We start from the raw sequence: 26,786 nt of genomic DNA, 5'->3' as shown, positions 1-26,786 counted from the left end.
ACCAATGCCCAATGCCCAATTACCGATGACCAATTACCGATGACCAATTACCGATGACCAATTACCAATTACCAAAATCATGAATCAGTTTAACGTCAAAAAAATAACATTCTATGGTGTTTCTATCGCTTTTGTTGCGGTACTTTTTAAAATAGTGAGTGCTTACGGGGAAGCAAATTTAAAGGCTCCTCCGGCAATTGCGGGAAATTATCGCTTCGATGCTCAAAGTTTGCCCGAATGTCTGAAATCTGATGTTTTGGTATTGACAATCGAGCAATCGGGTGTTTATTTGAGCGGTAATTTGCGATCGGGCAGCAGGGAGGGCAGGGAAAAAACAGCCGAGGAGAGACCTTCTCTATTTGGTAAATGGGAAACTCAAGGATTGAACTTGTCGGGTGCGGTTGCTAATTTAGCTGGTTGCAGCGACTCCACCGCAACCGGTCAAAACAGCTCTGTTAAAATGCGCGCAATTGTGGAGCAAGATAGCCTCAAGGGAAAAATTAGCCTAACTGATAAGGCGGCGGCTAGTGATTTTATGGCTCAAAGAGAAGCAGCCACGAAACCCCAGAAGCAGGAACATTGATCGATCCCAATAGGAAATAAGCAATGGGAAATGGGTAATTCTTTGTCGCTTTCTGACTCTCCCCTTCTCCCCTAATGAAGCAAGGAATCACAAAGTGGTGGCGGGGTTGGGGGAATGGGCGATCGAACTCCCGCTGGAGCTCGCCTGTGACGGTCGGTTGCTGCTAAATTAGAAAATATACCTAAAAGTCAATGATAAAAATAAAGTATCCCAGAGAAGTTCTTGGTTGAGAATTTGTCTTGCTCAAGACCCCCCGTGCCCGTATAGTTTGTTTGGAATGGATGTTGCCGTGATATTAATGCCGTCAGAAACTTCGCTTACCCAGTCAAACCCGTTAATTTTAGACAGTTTGCCAGACTTGTCGCCTTCCGATGGGGGATGTCCCCGCCGAGCCAGATTACAAATTGACTTGATGTTGCTGGCGATCGAAGCCTTGTATCTCGGAGGTGCTGAAGAAATGCTGGCAGTGTCAAAGGAATTGGAATTGGAATCAATTATCAAAAATCGGGTTGCCCTGTGGCTGATGCGGAATACTAACCCGCTGAGACGCTACACCCAGCGCCGCTCCCTTACCATTGTGGAGGCAAAAGCGCTGGTGGCGATCGCCTGCAATATGGCGCGCAAGTTAACCGCCACAATTCGGCAGTTGCTGCTAGATTCGCAGCAGTTGCGATCGAGAAATCTCCCCCTCAACCAGAACCAGCCGCTGGCCGAGTATTTAGAACGCTTTCGAGCTCACTTTCGATCGCGCATGAACCCCAAGCGATCGCTAGTTGCAGCTTACGATTCTGACGACAAGCTCAACGAACTAGCTTTGAACTTGTTGAGCAAACTGCTATTTTGTACAGGCACAGCCGGAATGCAGCGCTTCTGGGTTAGCCTGTTTGATGGAGAAGTTGAATAAAAAATGACTATTAGGCGTCAGTACAGTCTGCCAAATTGCACCCTGGTTCTAGAAGGGTTGAGCGATGGTTCCGCAGCCAGCCAGTTAGATATACGGCCGGTGCTTTCCATATTAATGAGCGCTGAATGCTATGTTACAGGTCTCGGCGAGCCCCTAAGCGGGGGACGAGATTTTTTTGAAAGCTTGGTGAGGGCCGTCAGCAGCTACGCTCAAGAATTTATGAGCGGAGTGCATTATCCCGATCGCTACGGCCCGAATTTGGGTATGGTGCAGTTACAAAGAATTGACGGGAACTTGCACCGATTGACCGTTCTACCCGCCTCCACAGGCAGCCCAACCCAAATCGATCAAAAAACAGAACTGTCGGCAAAAGTAGATTTGACGACGGTACAGCTATTTGACTTGGTAGAGGCGATCGATCAGTTTTTTGCCGACACGCAGACGCTGCCGGAATTGTCGCTGCAATTAACCCCAATTTCCAGGCGTTACGTGAAGTCTGCCGAACCTTTGGCAAAGCGGAGTTTGCCTGCTGTCGTGGGGGTGTCGAGTTTGGCTTTGGCGGCCATGGCATTTTTCTTGGTACCGGTCCCCGAAGTGCAGCGCCAGAGAGATCCGGTGCCGCAGCCCAATCCAGCGGGCCAGAATCAGGGGACGCCGAATCCGGGCGGATCGGGTTCCCCGAATCCCAATCCCACGCCCCCTGCAGGCGGTTTGCTGCCTGGGACTCAAACTCCGAACGCTGAATCGATTTCGCCGACTCCGAGCCCCGCGCCGCAGCCGGACGCTTCACCTAGCGCCACACCGCAGTCGAGCACTTCGCCAGAAAGCACGCCCAGTCCTGTTGCTGAAGGTTTGGCAAGCCCTGATGCAGCAAGTTTGCCAATTACCGATCCAGCGCAAATTGAGCTTTTGAGGGGCAAAGTTGCTCAGCAAATTGACGGAGTTGTGAAGAATCAGCCTCCGGTTGATGCGGAGTTGGTTTATCGGGTGAGTGTGGCCCAAGACGGGGCGATTGTCGGTTACAAGTCGGAGAATTCGGCAGCAGTCGAGAGATCCGAAACGCCGTTGTCCGAGTTGCTTTACAAACCGGTTGGCAGCAGGCCACCTGCGGAAGCGCTGGCTGATTTCCGTGTAGTTTTGGCACCAGACGGCACTGTTCAAGTCAGCCCTTGGTAATGGTTGATTGTTGAGTGTTGACTGTTGACTTGATACGAAATCCGGTTTTCATGCCCCTTTTATTCTTTAGTCCCTCTCTGCTAGGACGAAAGTTTGTGTAGGATCGGTTTTAACCGCCGATTCTTATCAAGGGGTTTCTAACCCGGATTTGATATGATTCAAAGCCCTGTTGGTGCGATCGGCTCAATATCTGGGTCAAATCCCCCAACTTGATTGGTGCGAATTATCCACAAAAATGCTCCCTGTTTTAATAAAACTTTGGCGATTTCATCTTGGGTGCGCCTTGGCAACATTGTTCGGTAACTAATAGCAGCTTTTATCAGGTTTGCTATACCAACAAAAAAGGTTTTTTTCAGTTCAGAATCAATCCCCGCTAATCTCGAATTTTTGCGCCAATCTGGACGAACAATACCGAGGGGCATTAATACTTTTTCTAAACTCTCTCCTAATGCTACTAGCTGGTGAAATCTTTGGGTTTGTGCGTCGGTAGGATGTGTTTTTAGCCAGTCTTGAATCTGAGGATTTGACTCTATTTCGGAAGTAATTTTTTTAATTGTCGCGTAAATTGCCTGACTTGAATCTTGGACGCAAGAAGTTGCTGGCGTGACTAAACTTGCACCTGTTCCGTCTCCGCTGCGGTAGCGGGCCATCATGATATCTAGTTGCTGGTTTAATTCGGTTAAAGGCGACAAGGTGATGCCGTCAAAATCGTAATCGCAACACACGCAGTCTAGTTTACAGATGATATCGCAAACCGGGCGATCGCCCAACCAGCCGCGCTGCAAGTCTCCCATGTAGCTTTGCCATTTGCTGGAACCTGCGACAATTCCGTCGGGATTGTGGGCGTAAACTTGTTTGTATTCTATGTCAAAACGCAGTTCGCTGGTAAAGCGATCGCGCACCACTTTTGCTACTCCGAAAGCAAAATGTCCGGTGACAATTCCCAGCGGTGGCCGTTCGCCTTTTTGGCCGCCGATGCCCCCGAAACTGTGAATCACTATCCCGATATCTCCTTCTTGCCAAGGAGAGATGGAAGCGTTTTCTGTAGCATCATTTGGCGTTAACAATACTCTTTTTACTTGCCCTTTTTGGGCTGGTGTATTTTCCCAATTTTTACTGTTTAAATAAGCGAGAGATTTTTTCAGTCCTAAATGTGTTTCATCTGGTGTTAATTGGGCAATTTTGCGGGGTTCGATTGCCTGTACTACAAACATATTTTCTGCGTCTCTTTCGCCGTAAATGTACCAGCCGTCTGGATTTAATGGCGATTGTTCGATCAGGTGATTGGTAGACCTCGCTACGCCATTTTTGTCTGGCTGTACTTGTGGAATCCGAATAATTTCGGCTGCGCCGTCAAATTGTTGAGATGTTTTGTTGAAATGCCGGACAATAAATTGGTCGCTGTCGGGTTCTTTTCGCTGTAAAATTGAGACTAAGGCGCAGAAACGTCCGATAATTTGTACTGGTTCGCGATCGATCGTGAGCTCCTGGCGATCGCTGCTGCTATAATTAATCGCAATCACCGGCCTGCGTAGCATCACAGTCACGCTGTTTTCAAGTCTGCTGCCTGCTAGAGTTTCTAAAGGGCCGACATTTCGCCAGCCGTTCAATCTATCTGGATGGATATTGCCAGATTTTTGACTTTTTTTAGTTTCTTGTGTGAAGTTTATATCTTGACTGACTGCGTGGACAAAAAACTGTACTTCGCGATTTGTACTCCACTTCAAAAATGCTGTTTTCCCAATAAAATTTTTATACTTTTTGGGGGCATTTATTACTTCAAAAAAAACTGTACCGTAGGGCTGGCGCTGTTCGTTTGAGGGCAAAATTAAGCGCCCGTGCCAAAGGGCGATCGGTTTGTAGAGATAGGAAACTGATGCTGAATTTTCGCAGATAGTCTCCGGCTCAAAAGCTATTGAAATATCGCTTTTTCCTCCAAAAATAGTAGCAGTTAAATTTCCATCACTTTCTACAAATCGGGGTTCTAAAAAAACATTTTCCGGTTGTGCAATGTTAGCGGATAAATGACCAGTGTTTCTTATGGGCGAGCGTCTAAAGAGGTGATAGTTCTCGAATTTTACCTGCAACCAATTTAGAAAAATGCGAATAAAAATAAACGCTGTTAAACCAAAAACAACAGCTAAAATAATCAGCACCAAGGTCAAAATGAATTGGTTGAAAGACTGACCTGACACTAAAAAAATTGTTGGCCCTATCAAAGAAAATGCCGCCATAATATCTAAAAACGAGTTTTAGGTTCGATCCAGTCTGTGCTGGCTTGACTGCCAAAAACTAGGGGTTTGTCCTCGGTGACAGGTACCGTTTGCCCTGTCATATCCACTGCACAAAGAGGCCAAGATCGATCGCCCAAATTGCCTGCGCGGAACAGAACTTTTCCGGGACAAACTTGACTCCAACCCAACAATACAGCATGAGTGTAAAGACTGCGAGCGGGAGCAACGGTATAAGTGTAATTATCATTTTTGTCCCAAATGACACCGTAGTCGGACATATCGGAAGAGTTGAAAAGTGCTTCAAATTCGCGGGCGAGAATGCGGGAACCGTCTTGATTCCAAGAAACAGGCACTAAAATGGCGATCGTCCCGGACATATCTGTATCCTCGCTACCATACATCCCACTTTCCGCCAGTGGCGAAGCAGCCGCCACTGTTTGCAGTTCGCCGGTTTTGAGATTTTCCACAAACATGACGCTGCTAACCCGACACTGGGAGAATTCCGGCTGCACTTGCAACTCAATTCGACTGTAAGCTGCGTATTGGCCGTTAGTTGATACTAGGGATGGACTGCGATAATAGCGGAGGCCTGTGCCGGCAGTGGAGCTCACTTTAGCATGAGTGGCACTAATCCATTCCCAAGGAACGGGATAAGGGCTATTTAAAGGGTCAGTCATCGGTTTTTTTTCCAAAAGTTTTACTGAATTATCCAACAGATTCACGCTGGCACGCAACGGATTAGACACCCGGTTTCTGCCTCGATGCTTCGCCACCAAACCCCAGATTTAGAGAAACCGGGTGTCTTTTTGAGATTTTAGATTGGAGGACAAATCTAAAATCTAAAATCTCAAATTTCAAATCGGATAGGTAAGATAGTATCGAAATTAATCTGGTATTTACACTGAGAGGGATGAAATATGACGCGATCTTTTAACCAAAAACCTTCAATCCCCCCCACTCACGTCTCCAAGTCGCGGGGAAAAGGTTTGCTTGTACTGTCGCTGATTTTTCGACTGCTGCTGCTGGGGGTGGGCAGCGGTTTTGCGTGGGTTTTGGGGATGGCGATCGCTCAAATTTATCCGTCAGGCGCGACGGAAATGCCGCTGGCAGAGAGATTGCTGCGTGTAACTCAAAATTTGACCTCCAGCCCGAAACGCGCGCCAGCAACGCCAATTCCAGCGCTCCCGCCACCAACCGCTACACCGACTCCCCAGTCAAAACTCAGTCCTGCCCAGAGAGAGAAATTGCAGTCGGATTTGAGACAGTTGCAGGGTGAACTCAACGCGCTGATTGGTCGCACCGCGGCTTTGGAGAGTCAGTTGGGCAGCAGCCGCCCGACGGAAACTTTGGAAAAGCGTTTGCAGTTGATGTCGCGGGAATTGGCCGCGCCGGAAACGGCGGCAAGTGTTGCCCCTGCTTTACCGGCGATCGGCAGCAGCCCCAGTCTGAACCCTGAAACGGTGAATACTGCCCCACAGAATGCCAATAATCCGGTATTTGGGGGGGATGGGCTGATGGTGACTCTGCCCAGCGATGTTTTGTTTGATACTGGCAGCATTTCTTTGCGCGCGGGAACTAATGCGATTTTGGACAATTTGGTGGCGGAGTTGAGCAATCACGAGGGGGCAACTGTGCGCGTTGCGGGTCACACTGACGACGCGGGGGAAGCGGCGGACAATCGCAATGTGTCGTTTGCGCGGGCTCAGGCTGTGGTGCAGTATTTGTCGGGTGTACTCGGTCAGAAGTATCATTGGGTGGCGATCGGCTATGGGGAAAGTCGCCCTTCGGTGGATAATAGTTCCGATACTAATCGGCAGCGCAACCGCCGCATTGAAGTGGCAATTAGTCCTTAGTCAGCGGACTTGTGGATACTACATTTATTGCATGAATCTTTGATTGATAGTCAACCGCAGATGTAAGGCAGATAAACACGGATAAACGCAGATATTTTCCACAGAGGTGAGCGAATGCTTGCAATTGGAGTCTACTGTGTTGAATTCTCAAGGCGTAAGCTGCTGTTACGCTGAAGGTGTCAGAGGTGGCAAGTCAGAATTATTTTTAGCCCGATCTATTGTCTCTCGATGTTCGCTCCTAAGTTTGGGTTTTAAATACAAGTTTTCAATCAAAGCTGCCACTCCCGCAAACCAAGGTGGCACAATTACAGCTCCAATAATTCCTAATACTTGAACTCCTCCCAATACAGACAGCAGTTGATATAAAGGATGCACACCAACCGATGAACCAACCAGCAAAGGATCGAGGACGTAAGTTTCTAAATTCTGGATGATTACAAATAACAGTAATACCCACACAAGTACCCAGCCACCTTTCGCTAATGCTACGATTAATGCTGGTACTGCTCCTAACACGGGGCCGATGAAGGGAATCAAGTTGGTAACACCTGCGATCGCACCCAAGCCTAAAGCAAATTCCGGCATTCCCAAAATGCTCAAACCTGTGGTAATAAATATCCCTAAAATGCCCGAAACTAACACTCGCCCGCGAATATAACTCCCCATTCTTTGACCGATTGGCGCGGCTTGTGCGGCTAATCTTGTGTCCCAAGGTTTAGGGAAAAATTGCACCAAACTTTTGATTAATGTGTCGCTGTCGGCAACCATGTAACCTGAAATAAATAATGCTAAAACTAGGCTGAAGACCCCACCTAGAATGCCTCTCGTTAAACTGTACGATCGCAAAACCAGTTGTTGGCTCGATCGAATCAGCCAATTAGTCAGCGATTGAGTGTCCACCAACTGACCCACCAGGGTTGGGGCATCGTCGGTTAGGCGACTCAATACATTAGTTGCCACAGTTCGCAAACTTTCGACATAAACTGGTAGCTGCCGCAGCAGTAACTCTATTTGTTCGATTACCGTGGGCCCGATTAACACTACCGTCCCGCTAAATCCGCCGATGAGAGTTAAATAAACCATAATCACCGCCAGCCAACGGGGAACCCGCATGGTTTCTGCCCAATTCACGATCGGGACGATCGAAGCAGCCAGCACAACTGATATCATTAGAATTACTAGCAGGCTCCGCAATTGCCACAGCAGCACTAGCAGCAAGGACGATGCTACAATTAGCAGCAAGTTAGGTAAAGAAATAGTTATCCGCTGTTCTGACATAATTAAGTAATCAAGGTTTGTATTGGCACTTATGTCATCCCGCAGAGCGGGTTTATTTATATTCTCATTTACCAAATATATGTCGGGTAAAACCCGCACCTACTCATATTATAATAAAAAGTAACATCGGTTCAAAAAAAAATAATATGCAACCGCCATATTCAACCCAAGATTTATCCACCATTTCGTCTATAAAGTCACCAACGCTGTTTTACGAATGGCAAAACTATCGCTGTGCTTATGATGTTTATAACCCAACTACTGCGACAGAAGATAGCATCCCTTTGTTATTAATTCATCCGATAGGAGTTGGTTTGTCAAGAATCTTTTGGCATAGATTTTGTGAGAGTTGGTACAAAGCAGGCAACACTAATCCGATTTACAATCCCGACCTGCTGGGCTGCGGCGATTGCGAAATGCCGGCTGTGGCTTGCTATCCTGACGATTGGGCCGCACAGTTGCAATATTTCTTGGAAAGTGTAGTAAAAAAACCTGCGATCGTCCTCGTGCAAGGTGCTTTACTGTCTGTAGGCTTGGCTTTAGCAAAAATGCAGCAGGAAAGCGGCTCAAATTTAATTCGCGGGTTAGTTCTCGCGGGGCCTCCCGCTTCGGCGGTAATGAACAAACATTCGACAGAAAGACAGCAAAGAATTGTCTGGAATTTGTTAAATTCTCCCTTGGGAAATGCTTTTTACCGCTACGCCAGACGCGCTGAGTTTTTGCGTTCTTTTTCTGTGAAACAACTGTTTGGCGATGCGGCAAAGGTTGACAGCGAATGGTTGGATGCTTTGCAGGCTGGGGCGGCGAATCCTGACAGCCGTCACGCGGTTTTCTCGTTTTTAGCGGGGTTTTGGCGGCAGGATTACAGTAGCACGATTCAAAAGTTCGATCGACCCGTACTCGTTGTGATGGGAGAAAAAGCCTCAAGCATCAGTCAAGAGGGTAAGGAAGAGAAACCGGATGAAAGATTAGCGCAATATTTAACAACTTTTCCCAATGCGGAAGGTTTATTAATGCCGGGGCGCAATGTTTTGCCTTATGAATCAACCGCAGAATTTGTCGCGACTGTTGCGGAGTTTGTGGATAAGTTAAAGAAAAATTAAATCTATTTGTGGAGTTGTTATTTAATAATAACTGACACAGTTAATAGACCTCATCATGTGTCCCGATGTCGAGTAAAACAATGACTTCACTATTTGTTTCTGTATCCTCTTCAATCGAGAACACAATCCGACAATTATAGCCGCAAGAGCAGGACTGAAGACCATCAAGTTTGCCACCTAGTTTATGAGTACCTAGGTTGGGAAAAAATACATCTGCTTCCATTTGTTGAAGAGAGTCTTCAATACGTTGCTGGAGGTCAGGATTTCGTTTCACAAACTTGCGGAATGCTCGTTTGAATTTGGGAGTCAGAACCAGTGGTCTCATGTTTCGGACTCGTCCAAAGACTGGCGTAATGTTGAAATAACATCCTCGGCTGACTGCTGTCGGAATTTGCCTTTACGGAAATCAGCTAAGGTTTGTTGAGCATCCGCAGCTATTTCGGCGCGGATACTCTCGCGGTGACGGTTTTGCAGGATTTTTATCAGCATTTCCTGCTGTTCGTAGGACAGTTGCAAAGCAGTTTCTAGCACTTGGTCGAGGGTATTCATAGAACTAGGCTATTACCTCTAAGGTTGAACAACTTGCGAAGTTTAGTAAATTGTATCGCTTATTCCAAGACTAGGCTAAACTTCAAGAAAAATGCACTAAACTAGGTCTTGTCATGAGCGAGCGCAAAATCATTACGATCGAACCAGGTAAACGCGGTGGAAAGCCTTGCATCAGCCGAATGCGAATTACCGTGTATGATTTGTTGGGTTGGCTGGCTGCGGGAATGTCTCATACAGAGATTCTAAACGATTTTCCTGAGTTGACGGAGGAAGACTTTAGATCGTGTTTAGAATTCGGCGGTTGAAACCGCTTCTTGTCAAACAAAGTCTGCCTCCGCAGACTATGAATTTAGTTTCAACTCTGGTGCCAGATGGTTGTACCATCCTTTTGATCGATCAAAGTAATTCCATTATCCTTAAGTTCATTGCGAATGCGATCGCCCTCAGCGAAATTCTTAGCCTTTCGGGCATTTTTCCGCTGCTGAATCATCACCTCAATATCCTCATCAGTTAATCCGCTAATGATTTCAGGTTCAAGACTAAAAGATGAGTGATCGCCACCGATAGTCGCACGTGCCGGGACGAGATTGGTAAATCCTAGAACTTCGGCTAACTTAACAAGAGTCTGCCACTTTTGTTGCAAGACTTCCGAAGGCATTTCCGTTTTTCCCCCATGTACAATTATATTGCGTTCGCGCCGCAATTCCTTCGCCAATTCAAACACAACAGCTAAAGCATTAGGAGTATTGAAATCATCATCCATCGCTGCTATAAATTGCTGTACAGCCTCACTATCCCCTAGGGGCAATTTCAGAATTTTATCTAAATCCCAGCCCAATTGGGAACCGTGCAAATCACCAAAAACTAGGCTTTCTTTAAGAGTCTGCCAGCCATTTTTTGCAGAGGCGATCGCCTCTTCGGTAAAATCAATTTGACTGCGGTACTGCGCTGTTAACACAAACAGCCTCACCGCCATCGGTTCCACCGCTTTTGACTTCTCGCTTCCTTCACTCTTACTCCCCCCCTTACCAAGGGGGGGCTGGGGGGGGTTAGATTCCAAATCCCCCGACCAATTGCCCTCCAACAAATCGCGAATTGTAATAAAATTGTGCAAAGATTTCGACATCTTTTTGCCGTTGACAGTCACAAAAGCATTGTGCATCCAATAATTAGCAAGTGACTTGCCAGTCGCCGCTTCAGATTGAGCAATTTCATTCTCATGGTGGGGGAAAGTTAAATCGGAACCGCCGCAGTGAATGTCAATTGTTTCACCCAAGCAATCGCGCACCATCGCCGAACATTCGATGTGCCATCCGGGGCGACCTTTTCCCCAAGATGAATCCCAAGCAGGTTCTCCCGGTTTAGCACTTTTCCACAGGGCAAAATCTGATGAATCTTGCTTTTTTTGAGCTTCTATTTCTGCGGTTTCCAATCTACCGCTGGCCCCGGCCTGCATTTCTTCCAACTTGCGGCCAGAAAGTTTTCCGTAATCTGGAAATTGCCGAACATTGTAGTAAACGTCGCCGCCGGAAGCATAGGCATAACCTTTATTTTCTAACTCGTGAATCAGCCGTTTAATGCCGTCCATTGTATGGGTGGCGCGCGGATATTCATCTGCCCTGAGAATATTTAGCTTGTCCATATCTGCAAAATATTCCTCGATGAAGCGTTCCGCCACGGCTTCCATTGTGGAATTTGTTTCGCGGGCGCGGTTGAGAATTTTGTCGTCAATATCTGTAAAATTCTGCACGTAGCGCACATCGTATCCCCGCCACATCAGATAGCGCCGCACCATGTCCCAAACAATGTAAGCGCGGGCATGGCCGACGTGGCAGTAATCGTATACCGTAACGCCGCAGCAGTACATCCGCACCTTTCCTGGTTCGATGGGTTCAAAAGGTGATTCACGACGGGTCAAGCTGTTGTAAAGCGTTAGAGGCATGGGATTTGAGATTTGGGATTGACGTACTGCTCTAATTTATTATATTGCTGTTGGTGAATCTTTCGGTGTCACTACCAAACATCTGTTAAATCTAAGACAAACCCTGGTAACACATCTTCCCCTGACAAAGTGCTGGGATTATCTAATATTTCCACATCCTGATTTTGTCTGTATATTTAGACTTGCTTATTTTCGCGATCGATTAACCACCACAAACTTGCTCCATTCGCGATGTATTCCCGCATTTTTTCTCGCAATGGTTCCCTGTTGTCAGATTTAGATCGCAATTCTACAATAAAGTCTGCACAAAGGGGAGCGAAGCCTTCTTGTTCTTTGGGTGTGATAGTTTGCCACCGTTCTAATTTAACCCAGGAGGTATCTGGGGAGCGATCGGCCCCATTGGGCAGTTGAAAACCAGTAGAAGAGTCAAATACTACTCCTAGCTTGGTTTGTCGATTCCACTGCTACAGTTGTCCTGACACATCTTGGTTGCGTTTGCCTGTATCGCTTCCTGTGGGGGGCATAACAATTAATTCTCCTGTAGCTGTTCTCTCTAGTCTTAACTCACGGTTGACGGCAGCAATTTGCTGGAACTGTTCGTGAGTTACTTTGAAGGTTTGGGGAATGGTAATGGTGTTGTTGAGCATATTGTGCAGCCTCGCGCATCGGCTATTACCTATTGTACAGAGCCGAATACCGCAAATTCAATAATCTGCAAACGCCGATCGAACTCAATAATCGCTTTTAGTGAACCACCCCATCATTTTTTAACAATATTTTTTATACCCAAATCTGGAAAATTTATATATTCATTTATTAAAAGTCCTAAAGTTTATTAATTTTTAGAGCGGGAAAACTTTTATCACTAGCCACCGGATCAACAAGATAACGAATACTTTGTCAAAAACCGATTTTATCGATTGAAAAAACAAAAATTTTCCAGTATTCCTCAACATCAGCAATAAAAGCTGTATTATCCACTGTTAAATCCTCACCTTCATCAGCAGGTAAAGTCATATTCAGTCGAATAACACTCGCTTCTAGCGGCATTCGTCTTACTAACATTGTTTTCCTATCCAGCCGCTCAACTCTATATCTATTGGCTTTTTGGGCAATTTTTGGTGCGATTATGGGGTAGGGCGCATCCGTATCAAGAACAGCTTTTGTTCCACTATCTTCGACATAAAAAACAATAATAAATCGATTCGTTGGCTCGATAGTAATTGCCGGAATATAAGCATAATTAATCGCACCGCGCGCCAAATATTCTTCATCTGAGAATAGCTGTAGCTAATCATTTACCCGCTTTTACTGCTACCAAGTTACGGCGATATTTTTGCCAGTTTTCTCTCATCCGCTGGCGACTTGCTTGAATGTTTTTACGCTTTTCTATCACTGGGACTAACAGTAACTTTTGAGGTAGCGAGAATGTAAGCATACCGATAAATCTCTCCATTGTCCGGGTAATGACGCGCCGCTTCTATGGAAATCTCCTGGGTACTTTGCCAATTGCCAATATCTAAAGCTGCATCCATTTCTGGGGTAAAATATTCTGCTGCTGTGTTGTTGATATAGCAATCCTAAATGATTTATGAGATAATAGCCACGATCGCTACATAATTTGTATATGTTAGAATAGTTAACGGAATTTATCCAATCTAATCCCGATCCGCGCGATTTGAAACGAGAAATTACCGTCTCTATGCAGCTCAAAGGATATAAGCAACGCGAGATTCAGGAATGTTTATCAGTGAGTTCTGGCTTTATTAGTAAATAGACTCAGATATTCACCATGCAAGGTGTATCTGCTCTGAAGCTGGCTTATAAGGGTTCCGTGGGATATTTTAAAGTTGAGGAACGAGCAGCCATTATTGATGGGGTACGAAAAAAAATATGGGAATTTAGGAGAACTAAAAGCTTATATAGAAGAGCGGTATGAGATTGTTTTTAGTTCTCAGCAAAGTTACTATGAGATTTTTGACTCTGCTGGTTTAAGCTGGAACAAATCTCAAAAACGTAACCCTAAAACAGCTCCTGAACTGGTCAACAAAAACCTAAGAAGTGACCCAATGGTTAGATGCTCATCGCCAAGAAATCGAATGAGGTAAGTGGGTAGTTTTTTTTCAGGATGAATGTCATCTTCTTTGGGGAGATATCTGTGGGTATGTTTGGGGCAAGAAGAATCAAAGAGTGGAAGTCCCAATTGTGAATGAGAAAGAGCGACAGACTTACTTTGGTTCCGTAAATATTGCGACTGGTCAATGTCTAATTCAGGCATATCCAAAGGGAAATGGAGAACATACTATTAAATCTTTAAAGTATCTGATGAGCCAATATAAGGCTCAGCAGATAGCATTAATTTGGGATGGCGCTAAATATCATTCTTCAGCAGAGGTTAAAGATTTTTTATCAGTGGTGAATAATGGTTTAGATGAATCTGATTGGAAAATCACTTCTTTGAGATTTGCGCCCAACGATCCGACTCAGAATCTAATAGAAGATATTTGGTTACAAGCTAAACAATGGATTAAGGATTGCTATCATATGTGTAAGACTTTTGCTGCCGTCAAATGTATATTTAAGTTACTTACTCATTATCAGATATTTGATTTCGCTAAGCTTCACATTTATGGTAAATTCTCATAAATCATCTAGGACTACTATATTTGTTGTTATATTAGTTGATAGCTGGGGACTATTTGGGGTAGCTAACTTTTTGGCTGAAAGTCTTGCAGTTTGTCAGATCCCAAAAGACATATAGCACTACTAAACCAAAAGGGTAATAACGGGACGGAAAAACTAAAAAATCTGCTGCTTTCATCCAGTCGAGGACATCTTGATGGCATCACATCCGTTTATTTACCTGTGCCAAATAATTCTTTTTTGGTAGTAAGAATGTTTCGGGCTGAAAAATACATCAAAGCCACTAAAGGAATCACCAAAATCACTACGAAATACCAAGGAATACCTGCATAGATAAAAGAGTTAACCCAGAGATTTATCGTGCTGCTGGCATATTCATTAGCTTCAGAAGATGTATCTTGGATTCTGATAATTGGTCCATGGGTTAGCATCCGAAAAATATTACCAAATCCTGCCTTCAACATATCTATTGATTGGCTATTTTTCCAACTCCAAATAAATACTTTATCACCAATTAAACCGCGCTGTGTGGCATACTCCATCCGAAAATGCCAATTAGAAATAATTGATGATAACCCTAGAATAAAACCAAAAGTTCCTAGAATTATGGCAGTAACTTTTAAAAGTTTGTCTCTCAGTACATACTCAATATTGACCGCAAATGGTAAAAATATTAAAGGCAAAATAGTAATGTAGTGCCTTGGCCCCCATCCCCAAGCGCCATACCAACTTCTTAATCTACTGTGAAGTAGAAACCATAGTATTATTAAAGCACCAATGTATATGGCTTCTTTCTGATGTTCTTGATAAAATTTCTTAAACAGGAATGCAGACAAAATTAGTAAAGGTGCATAAATCAATAGACTTTTCCCTGGGCTAATGAGTATACCTGCTATTCCTACAAAAATATTTCCGTCTAAAGCGTTATTGTGTGCATATACTGCTGTTTGTACAGGCGATTTATAAAATATTCCTGTTCTAAGATAGTTATACCAACATTGCCACGCGATAAAAGGTAACAATGTTAATCCTGCTAAGAACAATCCCTGAATGCGTGTTGCTAATGTTGAGCGATAAACGATTAACAAATAAGCACAAGTTACTATGATGGCTAATATCATGGATATACGAGTGATAAAAGCGAATCCTAGGCAAATAAAACAACCAACTAAATACTGGGGTGTATTTTTATGCCGATATGTTAATAGGAGAAAAAAAGATACTGTCAACAGTGTGGCACAGAGTACGCCGTCATATAAGTTGCGAGAATAAGTCCAAAAATATGTAGTCAGTGCCAGACATAATGTTGCTAAAAAGCTGGGGATTTTTGCTATCAAAAATCTAGTATGCAATATCGCAAAGAAGGTTGTGGCTGTAATTGCTGAATAAACACCGGCTTGAAAGGATAAAATAAAATTTTGTAGTAATACTATTTTATCTAGAGCGACAAATCTAGATAAAACATTTTCTAGCATCACATTTATCAATGCTGTTGGTAGTATGAAAAGAGTGTTGCCAATTTCATGAGACCCATAAGCTTTGCCATTAGGTGCCAATTGAAATACTCCTGACGGTAACTTATCAAAACCTAACTGTCCGTGTTTAACTATTTGAACTGCGACTTTGTAATGGGATACACCTTCAGAAGTATCAAATCCACTATTACTTAGAGCAAATAACGCCCAGAAAAAAATAAAGACGTTGAAGTGTATTTGATGTTCGCAATAAATTTGACGACAAACTTGAATTAGTTTTTTCATTTTCCTTTGCCTACGAGCGCGAATTTACGAAAAGTCATGTAGTATGTTCTGACAGGACTTTTTTCTTGAATTAGAATGACAATTAAACAGATTTAGTGAAAGTGATAGCTGAAATTACACTTAACATTAGTCCCTCCCCAACCAGTGGGCCATACTGCAATACAATAAAATAAAGATGTCAAATGGGTTCTATAAATCATTAGATATAAAAACCTTTTATATTCAAATATACCATAAATTTTCCCAAGTTGTTTAAGGTAGGGATAAGGTTTATGTACCCATTTCCCGGCAATTGTATCCCACCATCTAGGCGGATGTGGTAGTGTGGAAACCTTGAAACACTAATACCCCGAAAGCCATACTCCTAAAACATCAGTATGTAAACTATCACCTATTACTACTACTTGTTTATGGTTAAGTTGTATATAAGCAATTGCCTGGTAAATGCAGAAGAAAAAAGTTTTTTTGCTGGACTAATCGCCTGAATGTTTAGACTGTGAAACCAATATTTGACTCGATAATGTCGTTTCCCATTTGAGAGAATAAACAAATGCAACCCTGCAAATTTTGTCTGTGTAATCCAATCCTCTGGACCCGGAGATAAATATACTGGTCATCTTCAGAGATGATCGTGTCGTCTAGATCGAGAATGATTCCTTTAATGCCAGATTCTCTCAAGCAGTTAATCTCAATTTGAGCTAGTAGATCTGCTCCGTGTGCCAATGTAGGAAGTTTTCTTTTGATTCCTATCTGGCGTAACTTTAGCAACAAATTCTTTAAATTTCCCTATTCCCAAAATGTTGATCTTGAAATTTTTAGTCGATTAGTGATTGATGTTTTAGCCACAAAATCGTAAAGCAGGTGAGAACCCAACCGATAACCGTGAGTAGTATTGGCACGTCTTTTAAGAGAACTTCTTCAGGTCTTTCACTGCTTCCTCCTTGCTCAATATTAGTATCACTGTTAAGAGAAATTTCCTGGGGTTCGCTTAGTAGTTGATAGCGAAAAATGCCATAGAGTAAAAATGGTATTGTCAGTAGCATCCAAGAAGTGGATGCTCCACGCATATAGGGGCCTGAACTCCAAAGTGCATAGGTTACAATTGTACTAGAAGTAACAACGTTTTCCATGCTATTCAACATTGGTAAGGAGTAGCGTTTGAGGACAGAACGAGGTGTGCTACCTTTGAGTTGTGTCAATCGCAGTTCTGCTTTGCGCTTCTCAATCCCTAAAAACAATGCTAGCATTGCTGTGCAGAGTAGAAACCAAGATGATAAAACTACACCTGTAGCTGCTGCACCACCAAAGGCTCTGAGAACAAATCCGGTGGCGATCGCGCCAATGTCCAAAATCACTATCCGTTTAAGTCGAAGATTATAAGCAACTTGCAATAAGGCATAAGCGGTAATGCTTGCACCTAACTGAGGAGTCCTTAACCAGCTAAGAGTCAAAGCGCTACCTAATAGCAAAACAGCCATCCCTATCGCGACGGGAATGCTAACTAAGCCGGATGCGATCGGTCGCTGACTTTTGACGGGATGTTGACGATCGGCTTCGATATCGACAAGATCATTAATTAAGTAGAAACTACTAGACGCTCCACAAAATAATGCAAAAGCCAACAGGCTACCTAGTAATGATTGTAAATTAATGCTAAAGGCAAACAAAGGTGCAGCAAAGACAATGAGATTTTTTGTCCATTGCCTTGGACGCAAAGCTTTCAAGTAGGCTAGTTTTCCTGGTAATAATAAAACATGATTTTTTGTAGACATACTCTTTGGGAATTTTATTGTTTAACATGATGAAGGAAAGTGTATTTTTTGAATTTCCGGCTTCATATTCTCGAACAAAAAATTCTTTTGTTTGATAGTTGAGAACACCAAAATATATTTGCCTTTGTCTCTGATTTGTCATGGGTACTTCTATTCTTACCTTAGTCTTTCCCCAAACATATCCACAGACATCTCCCCACAGTAAATGACATTCATCAATCATACACACGACAAGTTTTCCAGCTTCTATCTTGTCTCATTTTTCGGCCGAAATTCTCTCTATTTCTATCTTCTTTGTTTCTACCAATTAATGATTTTTTTGTTATTTTATTGAGTTTCCTTCCAGCTAATCTTTGCTTCATCAAGTAATTAATGTATAATAAGTTTGATTTGAAGCGATCATTATACTTGTCTTCTATATATTCTCGAAACTCCTGTAGGCTTAAATACACTTGAGGATCTAAGTAATTAATAATCTCCCGGCGTTGGGCTTGACTGAGATAGGCTTTTGACCCTTGATACTTCAGTTTTAATTCTTCAACTCCATTTTCGATAAATTTCATTTTGCATTGACTGATAAATGTTGCTGATACATTTAATATTTTTTGTATTTTAGAACAAGGCATCCCCTCAATCCACATCATTAACTCTCAAAGCTCAATTCATTTGTATAGGAGCGGGGTTGCTATCTATAAAATCATTTAACTCTTTTAAATGTTGTTGCTCACACATATTGTTTTTTTAATTAATATTTCCTATCCAAGTATTATACTCCACAACCATTATAAATTATAAAATTTTGTGAATCATTTAGGATTGCTATATAGTCCTGGACGCTGGGAGCCAAGAAACCGGGTTTTTTACCGAATCTGCGATGGTATAACGAAGTATTTTCGTAAAAAACCCGGTTTCGAGGAGTCGGATTGCATCGATCGCTGACATATCTAAACGATCGCCCCCACCCTCCAAATCCATCAAAAGCCCCCTATCGCAATATGTCATCAAATCCTGACATTCGCTTCACCACCGATCCCCCCTACTCCCTAAATGTCAAGATTCCCTGACAATTTGATCCCCAAAATCACGAAAATGCGTATAAGTACCCAGGATTGATGGAAAAGACCCCTTGACCCGATCGCAAGTTGTCTGCAACATTAAGTCATGACAAAGCGATCCCAAAGAAATGCTTGAATTAAGCAGGCCTGGGAGTCGAATAGCGCGTGTGCTGCTAGCACAGCGTTGCTAGCAGCACCGGTCGCACTCACAAAGTCGATCTTGTCAATCAAGAATCGACAGATAAAGCTTTATTTAGATCGGACGGTGCGCGCAGAAGCCAATAAGTCCAAACCCTCGATCGCATGGGGGACAAGACAAGCTAAAAACAAGCAAGGCTTCAAAGGTTGGAGAGATTTGGAAGCTCGATAATATGTGGATTTAAAAGAGTTTCTAACTCAAAAAGTCAACACATTTGTGTTGAAAGAAAAAATCTAACCCGCCATCCCAAATTAGTGGAGAACGAACTCATGGCAAAAGAACGCCCACCATTAGAAGAGATGACTTTGCGACAACTCCGCAGAGTTGCTAGCGAATGTGGAGTCTCTCGCTACAGCCGGATGCGGAAATCGCAACTCCTGGCATCAATTCAAGAAATTCAGCGCACCAAATTTTCCTACAGCCCATCTCGCAAACTAGAGGCACAAGAAGCAGTGGAAGCAGCAAAGTTTGAACTCGGTCAAGAAGATAGAACAGGCGGTTCTTTGTCGTCTGTAGACGAAGGTTTAGCAGATTTGCCCAACGGCTACGGCGAAAGCCGGGTGGTTTTAATGCCCCGCGATCCTGAATGGGCCTACACTTACTGGGACATTCCCAACGATCGCAAAGAAGAAATGCGCCGCCAAGGAGGACAGCAACTCGCCCTGCGGATCTACGACGTTACAGATGTTAACCTCGACACTCAAAGCCCGCACAGTATTCAAGAATATCCCTGCGACGAACTGGCACGGGAATGGTATGTGCCAATCCCCGTGAGCGATCGGGACTACGCGATCGACATCGGCTACCGCTGTGCAGATGGTCGCTGGCTGGTATTAGCCCGATCTGCCCAAGTCCGCGTTCCTCCCGTCTATCCCAGCGACTGGATTGAAGATCAATTCATCACCCTCGACTGGGAAGAAGAGTTGCAAGGCAAAACTTTCGCCGAACTGGTTCCTCCGGCAAAGAAAATGGCACAAGCAGCCAATGGCTTTGGTTTCAGCACCGAAAATGCTATCTACGAACAAATCTTCGGCATGGCAGAATCTGCCGAATCCATGCGCGTAGCGGGTTCTATCTTCGGTTCCATGCAGCACGTCGCCGGTTCGGTCCAGCAAGTCGGCATCCACGAACAAGCCCTCAGTTCCTACGTGTTCCCCTCCGGCGTCGGAATGTGGGCAGCTCCCACCATGTCCGGCCTTACCGCGTCAGGTGTCGGTATGTCCGGCCTCACCATGTCAGGTGTCGGTATGTCCGGTCTCACAATGTCCGGTTTCGGTATGTCGGGTGTCGGTATGTCGGGAGTTGGCTTTGCCGCCCCGATGCGCCCTCGCCAGTTCTGGTTAGTTGCGGATGCCGAACTGATCGTCTACGGCGCCACCGAGCCCGACGCTACCGTCTACGTAGGCGGACAGCCGATTAAACTCAATGCTGACGGCACTTTCCGCTTCCAGATGTCCTTCCAAGACGGCTTAATCGACTATCCGATTTTTGCAGTAGCAGCAGACGGCGAACAAAACCGCGCCATCCACTTGAAATTCAACCGCGAAACGCCAGAACGGCGCACCAATACCAAGCAGGATGCCGTTGTGGAATGGTTGGGCTAATCCCAAAGGTCGATCGAGCGGCGGGCGATCGTGCAGGTTTGTGCCAATTTTTGAACCATCACAAGGCATAGCCTCAGCCGATCGTGATTTGTTAAGGTTAATCCCAGACAACAACCCATAACACCCCCTATACACCGTTCTCCTGTTTTGAGGAGCGGTGTTTTTTGTGTTTAGAAGGAAGAAGGAAGAAGGAAGAAGGAAGAAGGAAGAATTATTTATTTAAATGTTCTCAATAGACTTGAATTGCATAAATCTTTGATTGAATGATCGACCGTAGATTACAGGCAGATAAACACAGATAAACGCAGATAATCTCAAGATAGTTGATGATTTTTGTAATAGGTTTAATATCTATCTGTAGATAGATGTTGATTTAACTCGCTATCTAATCAGTTCAATCAACATTTGCACTTTTGACTCAAGCATTATTAAGTAAGCTAAAGTTTACTTAAACTTTTATTGCATAAACTCGGTAAATCCAGCGAAACAAAAGAAAGCGAGTTATGAGAGAAATAAGGCGATCGCAGCGCCATTTCTCAAAAGCAAATGCAAAACATAAATTCCCCGCAGCAACGAAGCCAGAAGCGTCCCCGTCTTTTAGCCTTATTCGCTGCCACATTAACCGCCGTCTTGCTTTTATTTATTCTGCCGGCACTGACTCAACAGCCAGTCGTGCTCACCATGTTAATGCAAGGCCAAGACATTGTTAACTGGAAACCCTTTGTCAAAGAATTTGAACAGAAAAACCCCGACATTCGCATCAACCTCATAGAAGGGCCTTTTGACACCAACCTCATAGAAAATCTTTATACATCTGCCTTTCTTTTAGGCGAATCGCCCTACGACATCATCAACATGGATATTGTCTGGGTTCCCAAATTTGCAGCCGCAGGTTGGGTAAGCGATTTGACAGACAGAATTCCCCCGGAACAACTTTCCAAATTCATCCAAGGTAACGTCGAAGGCGGGCGGTATCGAGGCAAACTTTACCGAATTCCCCACGCTTCCGATGCCGGAATGCTTTATTACCGCAAAGACATTTTAGAACAAGCGAAAATTCCAGCCCCGAAAACCTTTGAAGAGATGGTAAAAATCTCTCAAAACTTGCAGAAACAGGGAAAAGCTACTTGGGGTTATCTGTGGCAAGGCAAACAATACGAGGGAGTATCTGCGATGTTTGTCGAAGTGCTCTCCGGTTTTGGTGGCTTCTGGGCCAACCCTCAAACTTTTGAAGTTGGGTTAGATAAACCGGAGGCAATTAAAGCAGTGGAATTTCTCAAAAATACGATCGCCTCCGGCATCTCTCCTCCAGGTGTCACCACCTACGGCGAAGAAGAAACCCGGCTTTTGTTTCAAAACGGCAAAGCGCTGTTTTTGCGAAACTGGCCGTATGTTTGGAAGCTGGCAAATGCCGGAGGATCGAATGTTAGAGGCAAAATTGCGATCGAGCCAATGCTCAGCAGTACCGGTAAAACAGGCGGTTCCTGCTTGGGCGGCTGGGGCTGGGGAATTGCCAAAACCTCAAAACATCCAGAACAAGCCTGGAAAGCAATTCAGTATCTTACCAGCGAGGAAACCCAGCGCAAATTTATTTTAGAAACAGGTTTAATTCCCAGTTACAAATCCCTATTTACCAACAAAGAAATAGTCGCCAAATATCCCCACTACCCGCAACTGCTAAAAGTAGTGGAACGGCCAGCTTTGCGCCCGCCCCTGGCACAATACGCTCAAGCTTCTGATATTTTGCAGCGTTATTTGAGTTCAGCTTTTACCGGGAGAATGAGTGCAGAACAAGCAATGAAAGCAGCAGCTAGCGAAACGCGCAATTTATTAGGCAGTTTGAAACAACCCCAAGCTTCGTAAGTCCTCAACAGGCTTTCCGGCTTGTTCCACAAAGAGTGAATTTTTTTATTGTGGGGCGGGCATCTTGCCCGCCCGAACAGGCTTTCGGGCCTGTTCCACAAAAAGTTAATTCAATTGTGGGGCATTGCTTCTAGCCCGCCAAAAAATAAATTAAAGGTGAAAATTATGCAATTAGACAAGATGCGACAGCGCGAACAAACAACCGGATGGATATTAGTAGCACCAGCTTTGATAATTCTGCTGCTAGTATTTGCTTACCCAATATTGCGCGCTTTTTGGCTGAGTTTATTCACCCAAAACCTCGGTACTGAATTAAAACTGGTTTTTTCTGGTTTTGCTAACTACAGTCGAATGTTAGGCGACGGGCGTTTCTGGCAAACTTTAGGCAACACCACAGTATTTACAGTCGTCTCTGTTTTGGTGGAATTAATTCTCGGTATGGGCATTGCCTTAGTCTTAAATCAATCTTTCACAGGGCGCGGCATTGTTCGCACAATTTCTCTCCTACCTTGGGCATTGCCCACTGCATTGATGGGAGTAGCTTGGGCGTGGATTTTTAACGACCAATACGGCGTAATTAACGACATTTTGAGGCGATTAGGATTGATTCAAAATAGCATTAGCTGGCTGGGAGATCCGACTTTGGCAATGATGGCAGTGATTACAGCAGATGTGTGGAAAACTACGCCCTTTGTCAGCTTGCTTTTGCTAGCGGGATTGCAATCAATTCCCGGTGATTTGTACGAAGCCCACGCGATTGACGGCGCGAGTAGCTGGCAGAGTTTCCGTCAAGTTACTGTGCCCCTGCTGATGCCCCAAATTGTGATTGCTTTGCTGTTTCGATTTGCCCAGTCTTTCGGCATTTTTGACTTGATTCAGGTGATGACGGGAGGGGGACCGGCGGGGGCAACGGAGACGGTTTCTATCTACATTTACAGCACAGTGATGAGGTATTTAGACTTTGGGTACGGGGCGGCTTTGGTGGTTTGTACTTTTTTGCTGTTAGTGGCAGCAGTTGCGATCGCCGCTTACCTGTTATCGAGAGCCCGCATCAATGCAGCCGGAGGAAACTAAGACGATTTTACATTTGGGATTTTGGATTTGAGATAACCCACAGTTGCACATTTATTTGATTGGTATAAATTATGTCGATCGCCCGCGAACACCCCACGAAAAAAACCTTTAACATCCGGCAATTAATCTTGCCAATCTCAGCGCTCTTAATTGTTGCCTATTTCCTCGCACCTATTATCTGGCAGGTGCTAACTTCTTTTAAAGTAAATCCCGATATTTCGGCGATTCCCAACATCTACATTCCCAAACGAATTACTTTCGAGCATTACCTGTCGCTGTTCCAGCGCCGCCCGTTTGCCCTTTACATTTTAAATAGCGCTTTTGTTTCCATTACTTCAACATTGCTGTGTTTAGCAGTAGGCGCTCCTGCTGCTTACGCTTTAGCCCGGTTGCGGTTGTGGGGCGAGAGAATAATTCTGGCAACTGTGACGATTGTAACGCTATTTCCGGCAGTTCTGCTATTTTTGGGACTGCTGGAAATTGTCAAAGCTTTGGATTTAGGCAATAATTATTTAGCATTAATTATTCCTTACACCGCGATCAATCTGCCCTTGACAATTTTGGTAATGCGGAGTTTTTTTCAACAGTTGCCCAAAGATTTGGAAGATGCAGCTAAAGTAGACGGATACAACACTTTCCAAATGCTGTGGCAAATCGTGCTACCGATGACATTTCCCGCGTTAGTCACAACGGGAATTTTGACATTTATTTCAGCTTGGAACGAGTTTATTTTTGCACTAACATTTATGACTCGCGAATCTCTAAAAACAATCCCAGTCGCCACGGCTCAACTCAGCGGGGTGTCAGTATTTGAGATTCCTTACGGCCCGATCGCCGCAGCTACCGTTTTGGGAACTTTGCCCTTAGTTTTTCTGGTTTTGGTGTTCCAGCGGCGCATTGTTCAGGGTTTAACTGCGGGGGCTGTAAAAGGATAAATCGATTTTAGATTTTAGATTTTAGATTTTAGATTGAACTGGTTCCTGGGTTCTGGCTGGGAACGAGTCAAACAACACAGTCAACAGTCAACAGTCAACACTTTAAAAATCATGGCAAAATTGCAACTAAAAAACCTCAATAAAACCTACAGCCCTAAAGTAGTTCCCGTAAAAGACATTAGTTTGGATGTCAGCGAAGGAGAATTTCTAACCTTGCTGGGGCCGTCGGGGTGTGGCAAATCTACGACACTGCGGTTAATTGCAGGGTTAGAACAGCCAACTAGGGGCGAGATTAGAATTGGCGATCGCAATGTCACTTATCTCAGACCGGGCGATCGCGATATTGCAATGGTTTTTCAAAGTTACGCGCTTTATCCGCACATGACAGTATACGAGAATATGGCATCGAGCCTCAAACTTCGCAAAATCTCCTCCGGTGAAATCAATCGGTTAGTGACAGAAGTTGCAGCATCCCTAGGATTGACGGAATTAATCGATCGCAAACCCGGAAAACTATCAGGCGGACAGCGGCAGCGAGTCGCCCTCGGTCGCGCATTAGTGCGCCAACCGGAAGTATTTTTGCTCGACGAACCTTTGAGCAATCTCGACGCATTATTGCGGGAAAAAGTTAGGGCCGAACTCAAACAATTGTTTTCCTCTCAAAAAGCTCCTGTAGTTTACGTCACTCACGACCAAACCGAAGCAATGACGCTTTCTACAAAAGTCGCAGTTCTCAACAGCGGCAACGTGCAGCAACTAGACCCGCCACACTTAATTTATACCCGTCCTGCAAATCAGTTTGTAGCCGGTTTTGTGGGAAGCCCGCAAATGAATTTGCTCGTGCTTAAATGCCAGGGAAATTTTGCTGTGTTGGGCGATTTTCGAGTTCCACTCCCAAATATACCTACTGTGCCGCCAGAAATTGTGTTAGGAATTCGCCCGGAACACGTCGGCTTTGCAGATGCAGAGGCCGGCAATATGTCTGCCCCAGAGGCAATTAAAGGTGAGGTTTATTTAGTGGAAAACTTGGGAATGCAAAATTTAGTTAGCGTCCGAGTTAAAGGTTTGGAGTCAGTAACGGTGCGAGCTTTACTGCCAAATGACCGCCACTGGAATTCGGAAATTGTAGAGCTGGTTTTTCCGCCTCAGTTGCTGCACTGGTTTGACGTGAAAACGGGCGATCGCTTGCAATAAGAATTTGCTTTGCAGAGCATGATTGATTAAAAATTGTCTAACCCTGTGCTGAAAAATATTTTTTTTGCTTCTAACTAAGTTATGACTTTAGTTAGAGGTAGAACTATTTGGCTGCTGTTAAGGTGATATTCATGTGTGAAAAAGCTAATTGGCTGACACATAGGTGGCGTGTCTACCAGATTTTATCGCTAACCTATAACTCTATTTAGGTGGTTGATCGGAAGTTAAAGCTAAGTTGGCTTTACCTCGCATTAGCTGCTGATTTTGGAGCAAGTCAATTAGATGAAAAAATGTTGAAAATTATCACCACTCAACTTAGGGAGTATTACTGAGATGAATTTGATTTCCACAGCCATTGCTCGCATCAGTTCCCTGCTTAAGGGCTTTCAAATTAAGAGTTTTTTGAGTGTTGTCCTAGTCGGTTTTCTGGTGCTGACAACCACTGTTGATTCGGGACGCACTAACAAAGGTTTTGGCACGCAAGCAAGCTCAAAATCTGAGCTCAACAATCCTGAAAGACCCCAAACCACGCGCGAATGGAGGCAAGAAGCTCGCGAAACCTCAGACTCTCCCGGCGATCGAGCTCAGAAGATTGGCCAAGAGGCAGGAGCAGCCGTGAAAGAAATGGGGGAGATGTATCAAGACACTGCTAAGAGAAGTATCCGCGAATTAAAGGATTAGGAGCTCCACCTAAAAAATATAACACTGAGAAACCTGATTGCTTTCGGGGGGCAGCCAAGAGTGCTCGCCCTTCCAGGTTTCTGAACACCTGAAAAGTTTGACGTTTAAATAAGTTGAGCTACTTAATACGACAGACGCAATCAAGTAGGCGAGCATACATAAACTAGAACAGATGCTCAAAAACCCAGTTTCACCTGAGAAACTGGGTTTTTGAGTTGGAAGTCTTTTATGTTAAATTAAATCAAATTCGCGTTAAAAGCCCGTTGCTCAAACTAGGTGGTTAAAACCTGGGGGGGTGACAAAGAGGCCTAGGAGATAGACCGAATCAGGGTTGCAGCCCGCATACCTTGTTGGTAAAAGCGGCGTTTATTTCGAGTTAACTTT

Annotated in this window: 25 protein-coding genes and 2 pseudogenes; 14 read left to right on the top strand and 13 right to left on the bottom strand. The window is 44.3% G+C overall.

Going from position 1 to position 26,786, the window contains the following annotated elements; translation table 11 throughout:
• The first annotated feature begins 79 nt into the window (after positions 1 to 79).
• The 3 genes from QUA33_RS18395 (at position 80) to QUA33_RS18385 (ending at position 2,663) form a co-directional block, all read left to right on the top strand.
• Positions 80 to 583 carry a hypothetical protein gene (locus QUA33_RS18395; RefSeq protein ID WP_333150080.1) on the top strand — a complete coding sequence of 168 codons (504 nt, stop codon included), beginning with the start codon at positions 80 to 82 and terminating at the stop codon, positions 581 to 583.
• A gap of 298 nt (positions 584 to 881) precedes the next feature.
• Positions 882 to 1,487 carry a DUF3038 domain-containing protein gene (locus QUA33_RS18390; protein ID WP_333150079.1) on the top strand — a complete coding sequence of 202 codons (606 nt, stop codon included), beginning with the start codon at positions 882 to 884 and terminating at the stop codon, positions 1,485 to 1,487.
• Positions 1,488 to 1,490: 3 nt separating this feature from the next.
• Positions 1,491 to 2,663: a DUF4335 domain-containing protein gene (locus tag QUA33_RS18385; RefSeq protein ID WP_333150077.1), complete on the top strand. Its 1,173-nt coding sequence runs from the start codon at positions 1,491 to 1,493 to the stop codon at positions 2,661 to 2,663.
• A gap of 158 nt (positions 2,664 to 2,821) precedes the next feature.
• Here QUA33_RS18385 and QUA33_RS18380 read toward each other — a convergent pair whose 3' ends face one another.
• Positions 2,822 to 4,858 (bottom strand): abortive infection protein, encoded by a 2,037-nt coding sequence (locus tag QUA33_RS18380; protein ID WP_333150075.1) that lies wholly within the window; start codon positions 4,856 to 4,858, stop codon positions 2,822 to 2,824.
• A 44-nt stretch (positions 4,859 to 4,902) separates the two neighbouring features.
• A complete protein-coding gene (locus QUA33_RS18375) occupies positions 4,903 to 5,574 on the bottom strand; it encodes a hypothetical protein (protein WP_333150073.1) in 672 nt (223 codons plus the stop codon).
• A 240-nt stretch (positions 5,575 to 5,814) separates the two neighbouring features.
• Between QUA33_RS18375 and QUA33_RS18370 the strand changes: the two genes are divergently transcribed.
• Positions 5,815 to 6,750 (top strand): OmpA family protein, encoded by a 936-nt coding sequence (locus QUA33_RS18370; protein WP_333150071.1) that lies wholly within the window; start codon positions 5,815 to 5,817, stop codon positions 6,748 to 6,750.
• 165 nt (positions 6,751 to 6,915) lie between these two features.
• Here QUA33_RS18370 and QUA33_RS18365 read toward each other — a convergent pair whose 3' ends face one another.
• Positions 6,916 to 8,028, bottom strand: coding sequence for an AI-2E family transporter (locus QUA33_RS18365; RefSeq protein WP_333150069.1), 1,113 nt, complete (start codon positions 8,026 to 8,028; stop codon positions 6,916 to 6,918).
• A gap of 146 nt (positions 8,029 to 8,174) precedes the next feature.
• Between QUA33_RS18365 and QUA33_RS18360 the strand changes: the two genes are divergently transcribed.
• Positions 8,175 to 9,131, top strand: coding sequence for an alpha/beta fold hydrolase (locus QUA33_RS18360; RefSeq protein WP_333150067.1), 957 nt, complete (start codon positions 8,175 to 8,177; stop codon positions 9,129 to 9,131).
• 40 nt (positions 9,132 to 9,171) lie between these two features.
• On the opposite strand, the gene QUA33_RS18355 is transcribed toward QUA33_RS18360, so the two are convergent.
• Both QUA33_RS18355 and QUA33_RS18350 read right to left on the bottom strand, forming a co-directional pair.
• Complete coding sequence (locus QUA33_RS18355) at positions 9,172 to 9,405, bottom strand: type II toxin-antitoxin system mRNA interferase toxin, RelE/StbE family (protein ID WP_242729068.1); 234 nt, start codon at positions 9,403 to 9,405, stop codon at positions 9,172 to 9,174.
• 47 nt (positions 9,406 to 9,452) lie between these two features.
• The gene (locus QUA33_RS18350; RefSeq protein WP_333081929.1) at positions 9,453 to 9,680 is read right to left on the bottom strand and encodes a hypothetical protein; all 228 of its coding nucleotides are present in this window, start codon (positions 9,678 to 9,680) and stop codon (positions 9,453 to 9,455) included.
• A 113-nt stretch (positions 9,681 to 9,793) separates the two neighbouring features.
• On the opposite strand from QUA33_RS18350, the gene QUA33_RS18345 reads away from it, so the two are divergent.
• Entirely contained in the window at positions 9,794 to 9,985 is a 192-nt protein-coding gene (locus QUA33_RS18345) for a DUF433 domain-containing protein (RefSeq protein ID WP_333150065.1), read from the top strand.
• A gap of 50 nt (positions 9,986 to 10,035) precedes the next feature.
• On the opposite strand, the gene cysS is transcribed toward QUA33_RS18345, so the two are convergent.
• The 4 genes and pseudogenes from cysS to QUA33_RS18325 form a co-directional block, all read right to left on the bottom strand.
• On the bottom strand, positions 10,036 to 11,622 hold the full coding sequence (gene cysS / locus QUA33_RS18340; RefSeq protein ID WP_333150063.1) for a cysteine--tRNA ligase: 1,587 nt from the start codon (positions 11,620 to 11,622) through the stop codon (positions 10,036 to 10,038).
• A 71-nt stretch (positions 11,623 to 11,693) separates the two neighbouring features.
• Positions 11,694 to 12,269, bottom strand: a pseudogene (locus QUA33_RS18335) (Uma2 family endonuclease).
• Positions 12,270 to 12,522: 253 nt separating this feature from the next.
• Positions 12,523 to 12,885, bottom strand: a complete 363-nt coding sequence (locus tag QUA33_RS18330) for a hypothetical protein (RefSeq protein ID WP_333150061.1) — start codon at positions 12,883 to 12,885, stop codon at positions 12,523 to 12,525.
• Between the two features lie 116 nt (positions 12,886 to 13,001).
• Positions 13,002 to 13,157 (bottom strand): hypothetical protein, encoded by a 156-nt coding sequence (locus tag QUA33_RS18325; RefSeq protein ID WP_333150059.1) that lies wholly within the window; start codon positions 13,155 to 13,157, stop codon positions 13,002 to 13,004.
• Positions 13,158 to 13,496: 339 nt separating this feature from the next.
• On the opposite strand from QUA33_RS18325, the gene QUA33_RS28290 reads away from it, so the two are divergent.
• Both QUA33_RS28290 and QUA33_RS18320 read left to right on the top strand, forming a co-directional pair.
• The gene (locus tag QUA33_RS28290) at positions 13,497 to 13,730 is read left to right on the top strand and encodes a helix-turn-helix domain-containing protein (protein WP_445243260.1); all 234 of its coding nucleotides are present in this window, start codon (positions 13,497 to 13,499) and stop codon (positions 13,728 to 13,730) included.
• Between the two features lie 19 nt (positions 13,731 to 13,749).
• Positions 13,750 to 14,268: pseudogene (locus tag QUA33_RS18320) on the top strand (transposase); the annotation flags it as partial.
• A 209-nt stretch (positions 14,269 to 14,477) separates the two neighbouring features.
• Here QUA33_RS18320 and QUA33_RS18315 read toward each other — a convergent pair.
• The 4 genes from QUA33_RS18315 to QUA33_RS18305 form a co-directional block, all read right to left on the bottom strand.
• Entirely contained in the window at positions 14,478 to 16,025 is a 1,548-nt protein-coding gene (locus tag QUA33_RS18315) for a glycosyltransferase family 39 protein (RefSeq protein WP_333150057.1), read from the bottom strand.
• A gap of 341 nt (positions 16,026 to 16,366) precedes the next feature.
• Positions 16,367 to 16,459: a hypothetical protein gene (locus QUA33_RS28285; RefSeq protein ID WP_445243261.1), complete on the bottom strand. Its 93-nt coding sequence runs from the start codon at positions 16,457 to 16,459 to the stop codon at positions 16,367 to 16,369.
• A 381-nt stretch (positions 16,460 to 16,840) separates the two neighbouring features.
• Entirely contained in the window at positions 16,841 to 17,797 is a 957-nt protein-coding gene (locus tag QUA33_RS18310) for a decaprenyl-phosphate phosphoribosyltransferase (RefSeq protein ID WP_333150055.1), read from the bottom strand.
• A 215-nt stretch (positions 17,798 to 18,012) separates the two neighbouring features.
• On the bottom strand, positions 18,013 to 18,441 hold the full coding sequence (locus tag QUA33_RS18305) for a hypothetical protein (RefSeq protein WP_333150053.1): 429 nt from the start codon (positions 18,439 to 18,441) through the stop codon (positions 18,013 to 18,015).
• An 879-nt stretch (positions 18,442 to 19,320) separates the two neighbouring features.
• Between QUA33_RS18305 and QUA33_RS18300 the strand changes: the two genes are divergently transcribed.
• The 6 genes from QUA33_RS18300 to QUA33_RS18275 all read left to right on the top strand — a co-directional run bounded on the left by QUA33_RS18300 (position 19,321) and on the right by QUA33_RS18275 (position 26,402).
• A complete protein-coding gene (locus QUA33_RS18300; protein ID WP_333097948.1) occupies positions 19,321 to 20,655 on the top strand; it encodes a DUF4912 domain-containing protein in 1,335 nt (444 codons plus the stop codon).
• 546 nt (positions 20,656 to 21,201) lie between these two features.
• Complete coding sequence (locus QUA33_RS18295; RefSeq protein WP_333150051.1) at positions 21,202 to 22,518, top strand: ABC transporter substrate-binding protein; 1,317 nt, start codon at positions 21,202 to 21,204, stop codon at positions 22,516 to 22,518.
• Between the two features lie 165 nt (positions 22,519 to 22,683).
• Positions 22,684 to 23,592, top strand: a complete 909-nt coding sequence (locus tag QUA33_RS18290) for a sugar ABC transporter permease (protein ID WP_333150049.1) — start codon at positions 22,684 to 22,686, stop codon at positions 23,590 to 23,592.
• A gap of 71 nt (positions 23,593 to 23,663) precedes the next feature.
• Positions 23,664 to 24,527, top strand: a complete 864-nt coding sequence (locus tag QUA33_RS18285; protein ID WP_333150047.1) for a carbohydrate ABC transporter permease — start codon at positions 23,664 to 23,666, stop codon at positions 24,525 to 24,527.
• Between the two features lie 111 nt (positions 24,528 to 24,638).
• Positions 24,639 to 25,721: an ABC transporter ATP-binding protein gene (locus tag QUA33_RS18280; RefSeq protein WP_333150100.1), complete on the top strand. Its 1,083-nt coding sequence runs from the start codon at positions 24,639 to 24,641 to the stop codon at positions 25,719 to 25,721.
• A 333-nt stretch (positions 25,722 to 26,054) separates the two neighbouring features.
• Positions 26,055 to 26,402 carry a hypothetical protein gene (locus QUA33_RS18275; RefSeq protein ID WP_333069655.1) on the top strand — a complete coding sequence of 116 codons (348 nt, stop codon included), beginning with the start codon at positions 26,055 to 26,057 and terminating at the stop codon, positions 26,400 to 26,402.
• Positions 26,403 to 26,786 lie beyond the last annotated feature (384 nt).

Source organism: Microcoleus sp. Pol14D4, assembly GCF_036701245.1.
Lineage (GTDB): Bacteria > Cyanobacteriota > Cyanobacteriia > Cyanobacteriales > Microcoleaceae > Microcoleus.
The sequence above is the reverse complement of the archived record's forward strand: the minus strand, read 5'-3'. Positions and strand labels throughout refer to the sequence as shown.